Below are 18,163 nucleotides of genomic sequence, written 5' to 3'. Positions count from 1 at the left end.
CGCCACCATGGTACTCCCTTATTCGTGAACGAGGCTCCCTCGGGCAGCCGGCCGGAGTTCAGATCGCCCGCCATGACCAGCGACCCTGAAAGGAATTTCGAATGTTTGTGGAACACCTTCCACAACAGATACCCGTTTTTCGAACTGAGGAAAGTCGATTGGGAAAAGCAGTACGATACGTACAGACCCGCAGTCACAAAGACGACAAGCGCTGATGAGCTTTTCAATATCTTTTGCCAGCTACTTGCTCCGTTGAATGATGGGCACATCGAACTGATAGCGAGCAGAGGCAGACACCAGAAGCCGAGATATTTCAATCCGGAGAAAACGTCCAGATTCTACAGAGAATTTACCAAACGAGATATAAAGGATCTATTCAAGACAACTGGGAAGACACTTATTGATCACGGATTTGGCAAGCCCAGGGAGACAGAAGCCTGGATCCTTCAATACTGCAGATCCGACACTTTCGGTTACATGCGAATTTTCGAACTGGAGGGAATAAAGAAGCGGCGTCTGGCTGTCGCTCTTGACGCGATCTCTCGTGACTTCAAATCCTTGAAAGGTATTATTATCGATATCCGGGACAATCCCGGCGGCGAGGACGGTATTGCGATCGCGATCGTCAATCGGTTTTGCGATCGTAGACGCGTTGCTTTTCATAGAAAGACGAAGATTGGTCCGGGCAACAGCGACTTTACGCCCTTGAAAACCTGGTATTTGGAACCACAAGGTGACGTACAATTCACCGGGCCAATCGTGCTCCTGACCTGTGATTCTGTTTTCAGCGGCGGGGAGGTCTTTGCGCTCGCGGTAAAGCAGCTCCCCCATGTTACAATTCTAGGCGACCACACAAACGGAATCTTCTCATACCAACTCGAGAAGAAACTTCCCAATGGCTGGGAGTACCGTTTGTCCTACCAAGTATATCTCTCAGCCGACATGGTGTGCTACGAAGGAACAGGAGTGCCGGCGGATATCGAGCTGTTGAACCACAAATCTGATATCGAAAATGGTCTCGATCCGTTGATTAATCGCGCGATTGACGTTTTGGCGGCGAACAACAGCGAGAGGTGACTTTACTTATTGCGCATGCGGACCAGCCGGCAGCCTGAAGCACGCTCAATTGAAGTAAAGTGGAAGTGATTCACTCTGCGAGGCGGCTGATCGGCGTGCGTTCAAATTGAACCGCCACGCCGCTCTATCTCTTTGTTTAACCATCGGATTCGTCAGAAAACCGCTACGCACTTTTCGGTCCGATGCTCTAATCGAAGTACCGCTCGAGAGTTCCCGCTCGCCGGACGTCCAAAGTTATGCAATGCGGGCCGCCACCCAGCATCTTTGAATGCCGTAACCTAAGGGGAATGACATCGAGGCCCTCCTTCTCCAGGAGCCTCATCAGAGACGGCTGACTTTGATCCACGACCACCAGGTTGGCATTGATGCTGAACGCGTTCATGTCGATCCAGTCACTACCGATCGATTTCGCCAGATAATCTGCGTCGTGCCGGTCCGTGTTCTCCATCGGCGGGCTGTAGATGACTTTCCACTGTTTCAAGATTTTGGGCAGCGTCTCGTCATTGAGGCGTCCAGGATTGGCGAGGACCAAGCCGGGGCGCAAGGCCACAAGGGTCGAATCGATGTGGCTGCCGTAGTAGACGTCCTTGAGAAAATGGACCCGGAATTGCTCGCCAAGCATCGATTGAAGCCAGTGTCCGCCCACCTCGTTGCCCGTGCCGCTGACCAGGTAGATCAAATCCCGGCCGAAACGAAGCACGTTTGCTGCATCGAATGCCAGCTCATCGTTCCGCGGTGTAGGTCTGTCGAGATCAGCACCCTCGAAAAGCGAGTCCAGCAGCATGGGCCTGGGGGCGCTGTACCACTTCGCGCCCGATTTCATGTAGTCCATCAACAGAGCGCGATAGCTGAAGGTCTCCTGAGCCCGGCTGCGGATGACATTGGGCGTTTCTATGATCTGATCGGCGATCACCAGCAGGATGTCGCGAGGACAGTAATTATAGTATCCTTGCGCCTCCCAATTGATGGTGGAAAATCTGGCGTCATGGGGCCATGTCTGCGGCCGCTTGACCACGACGCCAAGATCTTCGAGGAGCTTGGCAAAACACTCCAAATCCTCCTGGGTTTCTTCAATGATCTGTTGCGGGAAGGGTCCGCGAGGTATTTCGGATATAGGCCGGTCGGGAAATTCTGCAAGCTGAGTGCTCAAGTCGGCCGTAGGGAACCGTGCATTGAGCGAATTGCCAAGGATGACCTCCTCCAGCTGGTCCCACTCGTTGCAACTCCACACCCTCGACATTTCTAAATTCTCCTTCGACATCTCACCAACGTGCGGAATTGCTGAAGAAGTCGGGCAAAGCAGTCGTTGCGCCCGATGCTATTGCGGCCTTGAGCACGAAGCTGCCAACTGCGAGATCAAGAACACCAAGCCCGAACGGCGAGAATATGCGGGGCTTGCCGTAGTCCGGTTCGAGCCTGTTCTCAAGCACATCCACCAGAGTACCCGCGACAAAGGACCTGCTTCCCGTCGCGATTTCCGCCAGATGAGGCGACGTTCTCGCCTTCAGGCAATGATCGATGTCGTCGACGATGTTTTGCGATTTTAGAATCGTGTTTGCGCCAACGTCCCGCAGCGACAGGTGGATGACAGTGGGCGAGTGCGCGAACAGCTTTTCGTCGTCAACATAGGGTTCCGATGCGGTTGTGGCGAAAATTATGAGCGACGCCTGGCGGACGGCGTCCTCCAAGTGATCTTGAATATCGGCTTCGAGATTGTGCTCCTCCCGAAGCCATTTGCTGAAGCGCTCGGCTTCCGCGCGGTCCAGATCGTGCAGACTGATCTTTCTGAATTTCCAATTTCGAAACAGGAGCCAGTCGACCGTCGTTCGTGCGATGACTCCTGTTCCAACTACTGCGAGGGTTCCCTCGAACGGGTCGTGAGAAATATGCTCAGCAGCCAGCGCGGCAGACACTGCCGTGCGCGTCGCGCTGATCAGCGATGCCTCAATGCACGCCAGCGGGTAACCCGTGGTCGCATCGTTCAAGATCAGAACCGCCGAAGCCCGGGCCAAGTTGCTGGCCCGGTTTTCCGGAAAACTCGAAATCCACTTGATGCCGCTCTTTTGGATCGCGCCGCCAATGTGGGCGGGCAATGCGATGATGCGAGCATTCGGTTTGTCCGGATATCGCAGGAAATAGCTGTCCGGGTTGACAGTGTTGCCTGCTGCGTGAAGTCGATAAGCCGTCTCGACAACCGGGAACATCTGCTCCCGATGTTCGCCAATGACACGTCTAACAGCCGAACCGGAAACTACGTGAAATATCGGAGCAGACAGCACGATTGTTCTCCGCCTAGATCACGATTGCCTCTTTGGAAGAGGGCCTCGCGGGGTGCACAAGCTGCATCGGCGAATTGGGCACATGCGGCACCCCAGCCACGTCCGCCGAGCTTCAGCCGTCTGCATCGGCAGCCACCAGATCCTCAGCCCGCGCACGCTTGTCGCCATCCGCCGCGATGACCTTCGCTACCCACGTTGGATCGTAGATAGTGTCCAGGTATTTCTCGCCGAGATCTGCCGACACCGCGATGATGGTCTCGCCACCCCGAAACTCCGGAGCCAGTTGTCGCACTGCAGCTAGAACCGATCCAGTGCTGCCCCCGACGAGCAGATGATAGTCTCGAACGAACGAAAGACAGGCTTCGATCGTCTTCTGTTCCGGCACTGCCACTATCCTGTCCGGCTTGGCCAGAGCTGCAAGGGGGGGGCGTACGCTCGTCCCGATGCCGGGGATGTTTCTCTTCGCTGGCGCACCGCCGAACGTGACGGAGCCTACCGGTTCGACCGCGACAACCCTGATGCTCGAGAATTTCTGATGAAGCCGCTCCGAGATTCCGGCAAGCGTACCTGTCGTTCCGGTCCCGACGAAAACCCAATCGACATGGTCGAACTCACGCGCGATCTCGTTCGCCGTTTGCTCCGCATGCACATTCATATTGGCCACATTGGCGTATTGATTGAGCCAGACGGCGTTTGGATTCGAGCACAGGATCTGGTCGATCTTCTTCAACCTGCTTCCCAGGTAGCCTCCCGCTGAGTCCCGCTCTCTCACGACGACGACCTTAGCCCCATAGGCCTCCATCCCCCGTATGGCGGGGCGACTGGCATTCGGATCGGTGACGCAAACGAATTGATAGTGTTTTACGGCGCAGACGAGACTTAGGGCGAGGCCGAGATTACCCGAGGATGACTCCACAATGACGGTGTCGTCTGACCTGGCGACGCCTGTTTTCTCGAGATCCTCGACAAGAGCGATCGCAGTCTTGATCTTGATGGAGCCGGTTACGTTAAACCCCTCCAATTTTAGAAAGAGGTCGTTCGTCCCGGCAAATGAAGGAACACGATAGAACAAGTCTCGAAAGATCAAGTCCAACGGCGATTCTACGATCACATCCGGCCTCCTTGGAGCATTTCTCTTGGATTGCTCCATACATGCCACCTGTCGCGGCGTCGCGACGGGGTACGGCGAGCGGAGCGTTGATGCCGGCAGGGTGTTTTCACCTTTCGCGACATTACGCTGGCGGGCGGTTTGCCGTACCCTGTGTTTGCTACTCGTTCGTGCCCAGGTCGTCGTCTCGACCGGTCGGTGTCCAGGCTCCTTTCTGCCAACTTCAATCTTCTGTGTCGAAGTTTTCCAGAAGTTGATCTTCGAACTGATCCCTCATGTCCCGAAATACGAACACCGCTACGACCGCCAGTCGTCGCCTCTGGTCGGGACTAAGTGTTTCAAACAGCGGCTGCCATGCGTCGGCGAGCCGCTTCACCTCCGCCGCTCTTTGGGCCAATGCATCGGCACGTCGACGCAAAAAGTCGACCGGATCTCGGTTTTGCCAGTTCTCGATTGCGTTGCGGTCACGCAGTTCATCGATGCGCGCTTTGTGCGCAGCCAGGCGGGCCTGTCGCCCCGCTGCCCTGGAGCGGATAGCTTCTTCAACTGCCGGCCAGAGCTTTTCTTGTTCGGGCGTCATTTGAAGGGCGAACTTGACGATCGCAATCCGGGCATCGGTCAGGCTCTCCATCTCGGTAGCGCTCAATTGCTGTCGCGCACTTGCGTCAGGAGTGCCTTGTGCCTGAGCATGAGCCAGGACGGATGATCCAGTCAGCAGCAGGGCAACAACCGCAGTGCGCGGAAATCTGGACATGGCAACCTCCCATGATTGCGCCAAGTTGGCGGGCTTGTGCGAAAACCGGAGCCCCACGCCAGAGCAATTGTACTGCTGGGGATTGCCCGCCGAAACGTATGTTACTGTAAAGCCCCGGATTTGCAGGCGGATCCGAATTCACCCAATGGGTTGCGAGCGGCGATTCTCGAAGCTCGGCTGTTGACGTCAGAATCGCAGGAAGAGGGTCATTGCTGCCCGTCGACCAAATCGGCGAAGAAGGAAGATGTCGCAGCCTGTGTTCGTGACCTTCAGACCGACGCAACTTTACCCCAAGGCTATCGCGATATCGGCCCAAGGGGATATCCGACGGTCGATGCGGAAGGTGCAGCCGTCCAGGCCCATTACCGGGACAGAATCAATACTCGCCACTTCTTCTCAACAAGTCTGCACCTCGCGAACAACACAGCGAGCTTGGGTCATGGTCATAATTTCGATGAGAGGCGATTGTATTGAAGCTAAAGGCGGGAGCTTTGGGAGGACTCCTGATCATGAAACGCGCGATTGTACTCTCGATCGCAGTCATCGGCTTAGCCGGCCAAGCCATGACCGCGGAAGTGGACATGTCTACGCTCACCTGCAAGCAGGTCCGTGGCATGTCGAGGGCCAAAGTCGCCGGCATCGCAATGTGGATGAGCGGTTTCGCCCACGGCAAAGCCGGCGACACCAAGTTGGACGGTGAGAAGGCAGAGGCCAATGCGCAAATGATTGCTGCCTATTGCAAAAAGAACCCCACTGTCACGCTGGCGAGCGCGATGGAGGCGGTTTCGAAAGCTAAGTAAACAGCAGTTCCCCCGCATCCACCGTCGGCAAGGGTCTAAGTAGGGCCTCTATCCAGCCACCTCCAGGAAGCGTCTGGCGGTGGCACGATGAAGGCACGGGTGTCGGAGTTAATCGGCTCGACCGGATTGATTGGTCAAAGGGGTGCGAGAGCCAGTTGGTTGGACGCGGTGGCGGGTTGCTCCATAGCCGCCTCTGCGTTGGCAAAGGCTGGTCGCCGGCGCGTCCACGGAGAGCATTAGCGTATCCCAGCCTTGCCGCGGAACTAGCGAATTGTCGCGACTGCATTGTGAGCGCGGTGGGGCTTGCGCACCGCGCCAAGGTAACGACCGGCGGAGCCGAAACACTGCCATGCGGCTACCCGAGAGATGGTGCTGGCGCCCAACGCTCCGCCTGGGCATCTAGCCTGATCCAGGGTGTTCATCATACGAGCGATCTGGTCGAGAGCCGCGTGAGGATCAGGGAGCAATAACGCGACTGCGTTTCGCGGCACGGCAGTCGAAGCCAGCGCTGCCGTTCACGTAGCAGTGACGACCTATGGTCCGCGTCGACTGGTTCGATGCGGGGCTGGCCAATAATGCGCTGGAACAGAAAACCGGTTCGGGCCGGGAGGCAACCTTCAGGCCCACTCCGATCAACAGGAAGAGAACCCAATCACCGCCAAGACGAACGAATTTTCACTGCTTCGCATAATCATGTGCTCCCTCATTATTCGCGAAAGGAAAGGGCACCCCTGCCCTTCACAGCAAGCGCGGATAGCGAAGACGAAGGGCTTAAGCTCTTACGAAGAAAAGCTCAGGGCCCTTACAAACGGGGCATTTGGAGGCGGTGCTTTTCGGCTTCGAAGCATCGGGACGTGCGAGCGATGCCAGCCTACGTGACGCTCGCATATCCCTGCGTGCGTGAAGTACAAGTTGCCCCCTGCTTGACCCGGCGGCAGCTTTCCTGCAACAAGTTATCCATTGGGGTTCGATAACTTGGCATCGACGCGAGATTTGTCGTCGCAGAATGCCAATCTACTCTTGATCGTGGGGATGATCCGTGGCCAGCCAGCAGGTCGACGGAGGTATGGGGACACTGCGCATTTCGAGCGCGCAGTTTGCCGGGCCTGACGGCATCGAAGCCTCCCGCGAGAATTTCGGCCGTGCAGTGATGAGGCTGGAAATCGATCCGATTCCCGGCTTCCCTTTCGAATTTGATTTCGACCTGTGCGGACTTGCCGAATTCGGCATGGCCTCCGGACGGATTTCCCCGACCCGCAACAGGCACACGGCGACGATGATCGACAATGACGATGTGATCCTCGTCTATGCGCCGCAGGGCTCCGGTACTTTGCGTCAGTTCGGCCGGGAGGTCTCCATCCAGGATGGAGACGCCGTGCTGGTTTCGAACGGTTCGGTCGGAGAGTTCCTTGGCCATGCTCCGTCTTTTATTCGAAACCTCCGCTTCAGCCGGGCCATGTTGTCGCCGCTGGTCGCCAACATCGAGGATACGATGATCCGCAAGATCCCGCGGAACCATCCCGCGTTACGGCTGCTGGCCAGCTATGTCGGGATCATCAAAGACAGCGAAGCGCTGGCCACGCCTGATCTGCGCCGATCCATCGCCTTGCACATGCACGACCTCGCATCGCTGATCGTGGGAGCGACGCGCGACGCCGCGGAGATCGTCAAGGGACGGGGGGCACGCGCTGCCCGGCTGCGCGCCATCAAGGCCGACATCATCGAAAACATTACAGACCGCGGTCTTACGATCGGCGCGCTTGCCGGGCGCCACGGGATTTCAGCACGATCGATCCGCGCGCTGTTCGCCGGCGAGGAAACGACCTTCGCCGACTTTGTGCTGAACCAGAGGCTTGCACGGGTTTACCGGCATCTCACGGATCCGCGTTTTGCCGATCGTGCTATCAGCGGCATCGCATTCGAATCAGGTTTCGGCGATTTATCCTATTTCAATCACGCATTTCGGCGCCGCTATCAAGTCACCCCATCCGATGTTCGCGCTGCCGCGCGGCGCGAGGCTTGACGGAATCCGCGCTCATTCGCATCCCCGGCCATGCATTCTCCGGGTCCGTGCCGCACGTTGCAGAGTTGCAACAACTCTGCCCTCCTCCGCAAAAGCTGCCGTTCTGCCCAAGCCATGTGCCGCGCAGCCCAAGCGGTGCGGCCGGTCGAATAGCTAAACGTCCCCCAACTGCGCCGTGATGGCGGATGGATTCGGATTGGGGGAGTTGATGATTTTCGCCGGACAGCATGATTTTTCGCCCGCTCGATTCGGGATCTCCCGCCTGACGGGGGCGCTCCTGGGCTCGACAGCGCTTGTCGGCGTCATTGTTTCCGCGCCAGCCCTCGCGGGCTCCCTCAGTTGGAATGGCGGGACCAGCACCGACTGGACCGATCCAACAAACTGGAGCACGAACACGGCTCCGACCTCGGCGGATAGTGTCTCGATCGATACGAATTCGCCGAACGCAGCGACAATTGACGGACAGAACGCGAACTCCGGATCCGTCAAAGTCGGCACCACCGGGACCGCAAACCTCCGGATTCAGAACGGGGGTACGCTGACTAGTACCGGCTCTCTGACTGTCGGTGATAGTGGAATCGCGGGATTGAGCATCGGAGCCGGTAGCACCGTCACGAACACGTACGGCGTTATAGGCGGGACTGCGGGTTCAAGCGGGGTGGTCGACGTTTCGGGGGCAGGTGCCACCTGGACCAACAATGGCAGCCTCCAGGTCGGCGCTGCCGGCACGGGTGAGTTGGACATCTCGAATGGTGGCGCGGTCACCAGCATCCTGACCTCCATCGGCTATGCAGCCGGCTCGCAGGGCACGGCCAGCGTGAGCGGAAGCGGATCACACTGGGACACGGGCACCCTCTGTGTCGGTTATCACGGGACGGGCCAGCTCACGATTTCGAACGGCGCCGCCGTCAGCGATTTGCTGGGCATTCTGAGCGAGTTCGCAGACGGCAAGGGCACAGCGATTGTGACCGGGACCGGTTCGACCTGGACCAACACCCAGGCATTTTTCGTCGGAGGCGCGGGCGAAGGCGAGCTGACGGTCTCGAATGGCGGCCAGGTGATCACCAAATACGGCTACCTGGGCAGCCCGGCCGGGGCGGCAGGCACAGCGACGGTGAACGGTACTGGCTCGAGCTGGACCAATTCAGCTGATCTCAACGTCGGCAACCTTGGCGACGGCGCGCTGATCATTTCGAATGGCGGAAAGGTCGATGCTGCTTTCGGCACCATAGGCGTTGCGGCTGGAGGAACGGGCCAGGTGGTCGTCGATGGCGCCGGTTCTGCCTTTGACACCAGCGCCACCCTCGAGATCGGCCACATGGGAGACGGCAAGCTGGCGATCGCGAATGGCGGCCAAGCCGGCGCCAACGCGATTCAGATCGGCAATTTCTCTGGAGCCGTCGGTCAGGTCACCGTGGATGGCGCAAACTCGAAGCTGGCAGCCAACAACGGAATTGATCTCGGCATCGCCGGCACCGGCTCGCTCATGGTTCGAAACGGCGGCAAAGTCACCAGCTTTGCGGCATTTGTCGGCGAGAACGCGGGTGGCCGGGGCGCCGCGACAATCACGGGCAGCGGCTCGTCGTGGCAGCTGGGCGGCGACTTTTATGTCGGTGTGAACGGGATCGGCGTGACGACGTTGACCGACGGCGGCACACTCGCGGTCAAGACTGGGACGGTCACGATCGCAGATGGCTCCGGTTCCACCGGCACGCTCAACATCGGCGCCGACCCGGCGAGCGCAGCGGCGGCGCCAGGCGCACTCGACACGCCGACCGTGCAATTCGGTGACGGCACGGGCACGATCAACTTCAATCACACCGGCGCGAAGTACCACTTCACCCCGGCGATCACCGGCTCCGGCACGATCAACCAGATCGCAGGCGAGACCATCCTCGATGCCGACGACAGCGGCTTTACCGGGCCAACCAATGTCAGCGGCGGGCGCCTCGCCGTGAACGGCTCGCTGGCCGGCTCGACGGTCAGCGTGGCAAGCGGCGGCGTTCTCGGTGGCAACGGTACGGTGGGAGCCATCGATGCGCAGTCGGGCGGCATCGTCGCGCCCGGCAATTCGATCGGCACCCTGAAAGTGGCCGGCAATGTGCTGTTCAGCCCGACCTCCATCTACCAGGTCGAGGCCAACGCCGCGGGGCAGGCCGACAAGATCGCCGCCAGCGGCAAGGCGACCATCAATGGCGGCACAATCAAGGTGCTGGCCGAAACGGGCAGCTACTCCGCCGCCACGACCTACACGATCCTGACCGCCGGCGGCGGAGTCACCGGCACGTTCGCCGATGTCACCTCCGACCTCGCCTTCCTCGACCCGAACCTCAGCTATGACGCGAGCAGCGTCTACCTGACGCTCAGCCGCAATAGTGTCGGCTTTGCGAGCGCCGGCACAACGTTCAACCAGATCGCCACGGCTCAAGGCGCCGAAAGCCTCGGGTCGGGCAACGCGATCTATGATGCCATTACCGGGCTTTCGACTGCTGAGGCGCAAAGCGCCTTCGACAATCTTTCCGGCGAGATCCACGCCAGCGCCAAGACGGCGCTGATCGAGGAGAGCCGCTTCATTCGCGACGCTGCGAACAACCGCATCCGCACAGCCTTCGGCGACCCAGCCACGACATCCGCTACCCCGGTAATGGCCTACGGGCCGGGCGGGCCGGAAGCCGCGCCGGCGACGACGGACCGCTTCGCCGTGTGGGCGCAAGGCTTCGGCGCCCGGGATGATTTCGACGGCGACGGCAACGCGGCCGAGCTCACGAGCTCCATCGGCGGCTTCTTCATTGGCGGCGATGCCCTCGTCACCGACGATTGGCGGCTTGGCCTCGCCACCGGCTACAGCCACTCTTCGCTCGACAGCGATGCACGTGCCTCCTCGGCCGACGTCTCCAGCTATACGCTGGCGGCCTATACCGGCACCCAGATGGGAGCGCTCGGCCTCCGCTTCGGTGCGGCCAACACATGGCACGAAATCGACACGTCCCGCAGGATCGCCGTCGGCGCGCTGTCGGAGGAGGCGGAGGCCAGTTACGATGCCCGCACGGCGCAGGCTTTCGGCGAGGCCGGCTATACTTTTGCCTATGGCGATGCCGCTTTCGAGCCCTTCGCCAATCTCGCCTACGTCAATCTTCATACGGACGGCTATACCGAGAGCGGCACGGCCGGCCTCACCGGCCAGAGCAGCAACAGCGACGTCACCTTCACGACGCTCGGTCTGAACGCCAGCACCAGCTTCGACCTCGGCGGTATCAGGGCGACGGCCGGCGGCACGGTTGGCTGGCGCCACGCCTTCGGCGATACCACGCCGTTTGCAACCCAGGCCTTCACCGGCAGCGACTTCTTTACCGTCGCGGGCACGGCGATCGCCGAAGACGCGCTTGTTCTCGGCGCCACGTTCGGCCTCGATCTGACCGCCGGGTCGCGTCTCGAAATCGGCTATTCCGGCCAGATCGGCGACGGCGTCCAGGATCACGCTGCGAACGCCACCCTCTCGGTGAGGTTTTAGATTGACGCCGCCGCTCGTCCTCTCCCTGTCGGGTAGTTGTTCGCACAAATCTCAAGCGCCGAAGAGTGGGGGAGACGCGGATGCAGCGCGCCTCCTCTCACCGTGCGTAAGACTGGCAAGGGTGAAGGGCAGCGCCTGGGCCAAGCCAAACTGCAGTACGCCACACCTATTCTTAGTCTAGATCTGGCAGCCTGGATAAATCCGGGCTGCCGCCCCCTCTAATTGTTTTTGCCGCATTTTTGCAACGCCAAGTGATTCCACTAGGCTGCAAAATACTCTAGCCGCGGCGCCTGCAAACCCTCCCATTTGATCAGCTCGCAGGGGTTCGCACTGCCGCGGTCTTCTCGATCGCGGTCGCCAAGTGAGCGTCGCGGTCGTAAACGTCGTTGAAATATTCAACCTTGCCCGATGAGTTCGGCCAAGCCGTGAAATAGGCGACATAGACGGGGATCTTGCGCGTCACCTTCTCCGAGGAGTGGCCCTGCTTCAGCTTGTCGGCGATGTGGTCCACCGTGGTGCCGAGCACGGCGGCCGCCATGCCACGCGGGTCGGCGAGGCGCACGCAGCCATGGCTGAAGGCGCGCGCATCCCTTTTGAACAGCGACTTCTCGGGCGTGTCGTGCATATAGATCGCGTGCTTGTTGGGGAACAGGATCTTCAGCTCCCCGAGCGCATTGGCCTCGCTGGGTATCTGGCGGACGTTGAACGGAATTTTGGCTCCATAGGCGCTCCAATCCACTTCGGACGACGGGATGTGGCGGCCCTTGGAGTCGGTCACCTCATAGCCGGCGCGGTCAAGATAACCGGGGTCACGGCGAAGGCGCGGCAGCATCTCGTTGACGAGGATCGACTGCGGGACGCCCCAATAGGGGTTGTAGTCCACCTGCTCGGCATCGCGGAAGAAGAACGCGGTCTGGTTGGTGGGCTTGCCGATCACGGCACGCATGGTCAGCTTTTCCTCGCCGCCATCGATGAAGCTCGCGGTGAAGGCCGGCTCATTGATGAAGACTCGGGGGCTGCCGAGGTCGGAGGGCAGCCAGCGCAGTTGCTCGAGCGCATAGGTCACCTTCTGGACACGATCGGCCCTGGAGATACCCGCGAGCTTGGCGACGGTGCGCGGACCGATGACGCCGTCGGGCTTAAGTCCGGCGCGTTTCTGCGCTGCTTCGATCACTGGCACCAGTTCGGGAACGTAAGTCTCGCTGTTGCCGAGCGTATAAAGTGTTTCGCCATATTCGCCGCCGCTCTCATCATCGAGATCGCGTGCGACGAGCTGGAGCAGCTTCGGCAACTCGGGGCTCGTCTCGCCAGGCTTCAGCAGCAATTTCGGGTCGACGACGATCCGGTTCTCCTCACTGGCGCGCAACGCCTCGAGTTCCACGCGCAGCGCCTGATACTCGGGGTTCTGCGGATGGCGCGACTCGAGATAGGTGCGCACCTCCGCAGTGTGTGCCAGGGTTCTCAGAATACCCGGCAGGTCCAGTGGCTTCGGCGGAAAATCATGGTAGCCCGAAATGCGGTTTGGATCGACGCGTCCGTTCTGCGCATCGCGGACATAGCGCAGCACGCGCGCCGAAAGCGTCATCTCGAAGCGCACCAGTTCCGCTTTGCGCGCGGCCAAGTCGTTTGTGTCGAACGAGGCGGAGGGCACAGCCACCGCATAATCAGCCGGCGACAAGCCGTAGCTCTCGGCTTCGCCGAGCATACGGATCGCCTCTTCCGCCTTGCCGTTGGCGGTGAAGCCGCTGACCCAGATGAATTGAGGGTTGGCCGAGTAGTAATCGACGAGCGCCTGCGCCACGTCCTTCTCGGCATAGAGGTCGAACCCCTCCAGGCCGGCTGCGGCTTCGCCGACGGTCAGGTCTGTGAGAGAAGGGCCGAACGCAGCCTTCTCCGGGATCGCCTTGAACGGCGCGAAATCGACTTTGACCAACCGATCGGGCTTGTAATCATAATAGCTCGGGGCGGTGATCTTTACCGGCTTGACGGCAGGCGCCTCTACGGGAGCAGCCGGCGCCGGAGGCAGTTCGTTGGCAGGCCTGGAGCGCACCGGTCCGCCAAACAGCAAATCGAACAGGCTACGCCGGCCTTCGACCTGCGCGGGCGCCCGCCTGAGACCGTCGATGCGCTCTGCAGCAGCAGCCGGCTGGGAAACGACCAGCGAAGTTGCCATCAAAGCAAAAAGCACTCTGCCGAGAATCTTCATCGATCATACCCAAGCCGCCGTGGCCGGTCGGCTCCCCTCTTGCGACTCAAGCCGCCACTCCGCACGCATAAATTGCACGTCCACGCATGGCAGATCTAAGGCGGTGCTTATTTGATTCATACCGGTTTCGTTAAACTCGTCTTAATTAGCTCAGCGATGTTGCCCGCCTGCTTCACATCACCCCAGGTCAACGCAGTGCACGATCCTGCACCGGCTCCCCTGCTGCTGACCGCCCCTGCCCTTGGAGGCCTACTGGCTGTGGCTCTCGTCTTGATCCCCATCGAGACCCCTCGCCCATTTTGGTATGTTGCCGCGTCAACTTGTCCCGGCTTTGGCGTTCTGGCCATCGCACGTTTCCTCGCTTGCGGTTGAGCAGAAACGAAACGTGTGAATCGAGGGATCGTTGCAGAAGCTGGAGCCCGCTCGCGCGATGGTTGAGCAGCGACTAATAGACGAGCGCGGTCTGCTCGCCTTCCGACAGAAACGCCACGGCTCTATTGACAACCCGCGGATCACCCAGGACACGACGGTGGCCAAGACCGTCGACCCAATCGAGGCGGACGTGATCGCCTGCTGCGGCATAGTCCTGCGGATGGTCGATGGAGACTTCCCGGTCGTCGTGAGCATGCAGCACCAGCGTCGGCACCGCGGCCTCGGCAAGTCGAGCGGAGCCGACGTAATGCTCGAGCGGATGCCCGGCGAGACGTTCGACCCTGGCTGCGAAGCTTCTGTAAGATTTTTTTCCGAGATTGATCTGCCGACCGAAGCCTTCGAAGAGCGCCGGCATTGAACTTGGCGCAGCAATCAGCACGAGTCGATCCGCCGCGAGCGGCGGAACGCCCTTCACTGAGCCCGCCACGGCGTTGACCGCGACTGCGCCGCCGAAGGAATGACCGACGATCGCCTCGAACGGCCCGAACCACTCGCCTGCGACGCGAACTGATTCGACCGCGCTGACGAGGGTCAGCCGGCGACCGGGCGAATGACCATGGCCGGGAAAATCGAGCGAGATGACGCGGTGCCCGGCATCGCGAAATCCTTCGATCAGCCCCTTCATGAATTCGGTGCGTGAACCCCAGCCGTGCAGCACCAGAATGGGGGCGCGCCGCCCCCTGTCCGATCGAGGGCGGAACTCGAATACAGTGATGCGGCCGGAGCGGGTGGTGAGGCAATGCCGGCGCGCTTCCGCAAGCAGGCCGGCGGCCCGTTCAACGGCCTTCCTGCCGCCCTCGCCGAGGGATTTTGGATGGGGCGTGCGAGCAAACAGCTCAAAAGCGATTCTGCCGGCAGCCGCCGGCATGACATGTTCAGCAGCGCCGAACAGTGCCCAGATGACCTTTCGCGCGACTGGTGCCATATTGAGGGCCACTCGAAATGGTTCAAACATGAACATTATCGTTCAAGCATGAACAAAATGCAATCACTTCCCTGGGATAATCCTCGCTTCCGCAACTGGGTCGCGGTGGCGCGCGCGTGCCACTCGGTCGAGCGCGCGCTCGCGGCAGCGCTTCATCCACTCGATCTCAAGCCGGCGCAGCTCGATGTGCTGATGAACCTCTACCGGCACCCCGGCATGTCGCAGCACGACCTCGCGCGAAAGCTGCTGGTCGGAAGATCGAACATCACCATGCTGCTGCCGCAGCTCGAGCGGCGGGCGCTGGTGAGGCGCGAGACCGACGGCAAGGACCGGCGGGTGCTGCGGCTCTACCTCACCCTTTCCGGCGAGGCGCTGCTGATGGAGGCGCTCAAGGTCCACATGGCGCTGATCGAGAAGGTGATGGCAGCCTCGACACCGGCCGAGTGCGACTTTGTGGGCGAGCACATGCGCCGCATCGCCGAGGCGCTCAGGATCGATTGATCACCACATCGACTTCCTGGCGCGCTCCGGCCAGTCCCGGTCGTAGCTCTCACCGCCGATGCGGTTCGCACTCACTGCAGCCAATATTGCACCGGGCGTGGGAAGCGACTTCGGGTCGACGTGTTTTGCAGGGTTCCAGATATCCGAACGGACGATGGCGCGTGCGCACTGGAAATAGACCGCCTCGACTGCAATCACGATCACCGAGCGCGGCACCTTGCCTTCGACGGTGAATGAGGCGCGCAGTTCGGGATCGATCGAAAGCTCGGCGCGCCCATTGACGCGCAGCGTCGTGCCCGAACCCGGAACAAGGAACAGGAGCCCGACACGGCCGTCGCGCACAATGTTCTTCAGGCTGTCGGCACGGTTGTTGCCGTGCCGGTCGGGCATCAGCAGGGTCACCTCGTCCTTGATGCGCACGAAGCCGGCGAGATCGCCGCGTGGCGAGCAATCAAGCCCTTCAGGGCCGGAGGTCGCCAATGCGACAAAAGGAGATGCCTCGATGAAGGCCGCATATTCGGGGATGATGCGGTCGAGCTCCTTGACGAGCGAAGTGTCGCCCGGCGTGCCGTAAAGAGCCTCAAGTTCGTCCACTGTTGTCACGATGGTCATGTGCCCTCCGGCTGTGTTCTCGGCCGCTTAGCACGCACATATGACAGTTTTCCAAGTCGCGCCTCAGCGAATTTCGGGTCCGGCGCAGGAACCTCACAAGCGTGACTGGCGGGTGCCGACCGGCGCCATGGCCAAGGCAGAGCTTTCGGCTGTCTCGGCCAGTTCCGACATGCCGCGGATTGCGGAGCGGAGTTTCTCGTCGCCGAGGTGAACGGTCAGGTCCTCGTACCAACCTATGGCTGCGCCGAACCCGGCTCGCGGCTCAACCCCTTCGCGGTCAGCTCATCGAGATAAGCCTGCCAGCGCTCGGCCTTTTCGCGACCGAGCGTATGGAGATAATCCCAGGTGTAGATGCCGGTATCGTGAAAATCGTCGAAGGTGATGCGCACGGCGTAGTTGCCGACCGGGTCGATCTTGCTGATCCCGACGTTCCTTTTGCCGGGCACCGTCACGCGCTGCTCCGGGGAATGCCCCTGCACCTCGGCCGAAGGCGAGAGTACGCGCAGCAGCTCGGCGGAAAGCTCGAAGGAGCCGCCATCGGCAAAAGTCACAGTGAGTGTCCGCCGGTCTTTCGAGACCCTGAGTTCAGTGGGCGCGGCCATTGTTTCAGTCCTTTGCCGCGCTCCGACTACGCGACTTTCCAAACCTTGGAAAGCTGCTTTCGGCCAACCGCAAGGGGGCCGGCCTTTTTCGCCGGTCTCGAAGCATTCAGTAGATGCTCGCTACAGGCAGGCCGAGCGCCATCGCGCCGGCATGGCGCGCCTGCGGTCCGGCCTGCAGCGGATGATAGCGCGCCCCCTGAATATCCCTGAAGCGTCTCTCCAGGCCATTGTTGCGATAGAAGCCGGCGCCGCCGGCAAGCTCCATGGCGAGCTCGACCGCCTCGATCGCGTGACGAGCGACCAGCGAGCGGCCGATCATCACCTCGTTGATGGACTCGGCAGACGGAGCGTTGCGTTCGACCATTTCCACCATGTGACGATGCGCGAGCTGGGCGGCGCGCAGGGAGGTCTCCATCCGCCCGGCAAGGTGCATCATGTCCTCGGTGGCCGGTTTGCGCCCGGCCAGCTTGAGGGCAATGTCGCGCGCGCTCTCGGCGACGCCGAGATAGACCGAATAGATCAGTGGGAAAGCGATCGTGGCGATAATCTGGAAGACCGGATGCCACTCGCCGCTTTTGCGTGAGAAGCTGACCGCGGCATCAGGGATAAACAGCCCTTCAATCAAAACGTCGTCCGACTGCGTTCCGCGCATGCCGAGCGTGTGCCAGGTGTCGAGTATCTTCACTTCGGGCGCCTTCATCGGCACGGCGAAATGGATGACCGTGTCCGTGTCGCCCTCGGAGCTCAGTACCGCTCCGGTCATCAGCAGGTCACCTGCCGTGGCGCCCGAGGTGAATACCTTGCGGGCGTTGATCCTGTAGCCGCCCTCGACCTTCTCGGCCCTGCCGGAGCCGGCGATCCAATCCGACCCGCCGCTGGAGAGAAGGATAATACGCTCCTTGGCAACACGTTTGAGGAGCGGCTCGACGGCCGTCACCTTCTGGTGGCGCCAGCGCCAGGCTGGAATTGCGACCTGATGCGTGTGCATGGAGAAAGCCAGCGCCGTCGAACCGCAGGAATGGGCGAGAGTGCGCAGCATGTCGGCCAGCTCGGCCACTTCCGCCCCTCCGCCACCGAGTTCGCGCGGCACGCCGGCCTCGACCAGACCGGATTCCTTCAAAGCCTGATAATTTTCGGCGACGAACCGGTCGTTCTCATCCGCCGCGGCGGCACGCCCGGCGAACACAGGTCCGAGCCCCCGCGCGATCGCCACGGCATCAAGTCGGTCGTCGCTCGACGGGAAGCTCGAGGGATTTGCATGGCTGGTCATCTTCTCCTCCGGCATTGCAGATAGTGCCTGGAGCATCTCGCAGAGTTGCCGGCGTTTCCAGTT

General features: G+C 60.7%; 14 protein-coding genes. 5 read left to right on the top strand and 9 right to left on the bottom strand.

From position 1 onward, the window contains the following. Positions 1 to 72 precede the first annotated feature (72 nt). Positions 73 to 1,077: a S41 family peptidase gene (locus tag SAZ10_RS18355; RefSeq protein ID WP_318610798.1), complete on the top strand. Its 1,005-nt coding sequence runs from the start codon at positions 73 to 75 to the stop codon at positions 1,075 to 1,077. A 187-nt stretch (positions 1,078 to 1,264) separates the two neighbouring features. Here the strand turns inward: SAZ10_RS18355 and SAZ10_RS18350 are convergent, their stop codons facing one another. The 4 genes from SAZ10_RS18350 to SAZ10_RS18335 all read right to left on the bottom strand — a co-directional run bounded on the left by SAZ10_RS18350 (position 1,265) and on the right by SAZ10_RS18335 (position 5,218). Further along, the gene (locus tag SAZ10_RS18350; protein WP_318610797.1) at positions 1,265 to 2,338 is read right to left on the bottom strand and encodes an amidinotransferase; all 1,074 of its coding nucleotides are present in this window, start codon (positions 2,336 to 2,338) and stop codon (positions 1,265 to 1,267) included. 1 nt (position 2,339) lies between these two features. Further along, the gene (sbnB, locus tag SAZ10_RS18345; RefSeq protein ID WP_318610796.1) at positions 2,340 to 3,356 is read right to left on the bottom strand and encodes a 2,3-diaminopropionate biosynthesis protein SbnB; all 1,017 of its coding nucleotides are present in this window, start codon (positions 3,354 to 3,356) and stop codon (positions 2,340 to 2,342) included. A 112-nt stretch (positions 3,357 to 3,468) separates the two neighbouring features. Then, positions 3,469 to 4,467 carry a 2,3-diaminopropionate biosynthesis protein SbnA gene (gene sbnA, locus SAZ10_RS18340; protein WP_318610795.1) on the bottom strand — a complete coding sequence of 333 codons (999 nt, stop codon included), beginning with the start codon at positions 4,465 to 4,467 and terminating at the stop codon, positions 3,469 to 3,471. A gap of 220 nt (positions 4,468 to 4,687) precedes the next feature. Further along, positions 4,688 to 5,218 (bottom strand): Spy/CpxP family protein refolding chaperone, encoded by a 531-nt coding sequence (locus SAZ10_RS18335; RefSeq protein ID WP_318610794.1) that lies wholly within the window; start codon positions 5,216 to 5,218, stop codon positions 4,688 to 4,690. Positions 5,219 to 5,727: 509 nt separating this feature from the next. Between SAZ10_RS18335 and SAZ10_RS18330 the strand changes: the two genes are divergently transcribed. The 3 genes from SAZ10_RS18330 to SAZ10_RS18320 all read left to right on the top strand — a co-directional run bounded on the left by SAZ10_RS18330 (position 5,728) and on the right by SAZ10_RS18320 (position 11,552). Beyond that, on the top strand, positions 5,728 to 6,018 hold the full coding sequence (locus SAZ10_RS18330) for an HdeA/HdeB family chaperone (RefSeq protein ID WP_318610793.1): 291 nt from the start codon (positions 5,728 to 5,730) through the stop codon (positions 6,016 to 6,018). 1,039 nt (positions 6,019 to 7,057) lie between these two features. After that, positions 7,058 to 8,041: a helix-turn-helix domain-containing protein gene (locus tag SAZ10_RS18325; RefSeq protein WP_318610792.1), complete on the top strand. Its 984-nt coding sequence runs from the start codon at positions 7,058 to 7,060 to the stop codon at positions 8,039 to 8,041. Positions 8,042 to 8,627: 586 nt separating this feature from the next. Then, a complete protein-coding gene (locus tag SAZ10_RS18320; protein ID WP_318610791.1) occupies positions 8,628 to 11,552 on the top strand; it encodes an autotransporter domain-containing protein in 2,925 nt (974 codons plus the stop codon). A 310-nt stretch (positions 11,553 to 11,862) separates the two neighbouring features. Here the strand turns inward: SAZ10_RS18320 and SAZ10_RS18315 are convergent, their stop codons facing one another. After that, positions 11,863 to 13,758, bottom strand: coding sequence for a murein L,D-transpeptidase (locus tag SAZ10_RS18315; RefSeq protein WP_318610790.1), 1,896 nt, complete (start codon positions 13,756 to 13,758; stop codon positions 11,863 to 11,865). 445 nt (positions 13,759 to 14,203) lie between these two features. Next, a complete protein-coding gene (locus SAZ10_RS18310; protein WP_318610789.1) occupies positions 14,204 to 15,145 on the bottom strand; it encodes an alpha/beta fold hydrolase in 942 nt (313 codons plus the stop codon). Positions 15,146 to 15,163: 18 nt separating this feature from the next. Between SAZ10_RS18310 and SAZ10_RS18305 the strand changes: the two genes are divergently transcribed. Next, positions 15,164 to 15,616 carry a MarR family transcriptional regulator gene (locus SAZ10_RS18305; protein ID WP_318610788.1) on the top strand — a complete coding sequence of 151 codons (453 nt, stop codon included), beginning with the start codon at positions 15,164 to 15,166 and terminating at the stop codon, positions 15,614 to 15,616. Here SAZ10_RS18305 and SAZ10_RS18300 read toward each other — a convergent pair whose 3' ends face one another. The 3 genes from SAZ10_RS18300 to SAZ10_RS18290 form a co-directional block, all read right to left on the bottom strand. Further along, entirely contained in the window at positions 15,617 to 16,228 is a 612-nt protein-coding gene (locus SAZ10_RS18300) for a pyridoxamine 5'-phosphate oxidase family protein (RefSeq protein WP_318610787.1), read from the bottom strand. It lies immediately after the preceding gene. A gap of 233 nt (positions 16,229 to 16,461) precedes the next feature. Beyond that, positions 16,462 to 16,830 carry a DUF971 domain-containing protein gene (locus tag SAZ10_RS18295; RefSeq protein ID WP_318610786.1) on the bottom strand — a complete coding sequence of 123 codons (369 nt, stop codon included), beginning with the start codon at positions 16,828 to 16,830 and terminating at the stop codon, positions 16,462 to 16,464. 106 nt (positions 16,831 to 16,936) lie between these two features. Next, a complete protein-coding gene (locus SAZ10_RS18290; protein ID WP_318610785.1) occupies positions 16,937 to 18,100 on the bottom strand; it encodes an acyl-CoA dehydrogenase family protein in 1,164 nt (387 codons plus the stop codon). Positions 18,101 to 18,163: the final 63 nt, after the last annotated feature.

It is taken from the genome of Mesorhizobium sp. BAC0120, assembly GCF_033542235.1.
GTDB lineage: Bacteria > Pseudomonadota > Alphaproteobacteria > Rhizobiales > Rhizobiaceae > JAWRCU01.
This window is presented reverse-complemented; position numbering and strand designations above follow the sequence as displayed.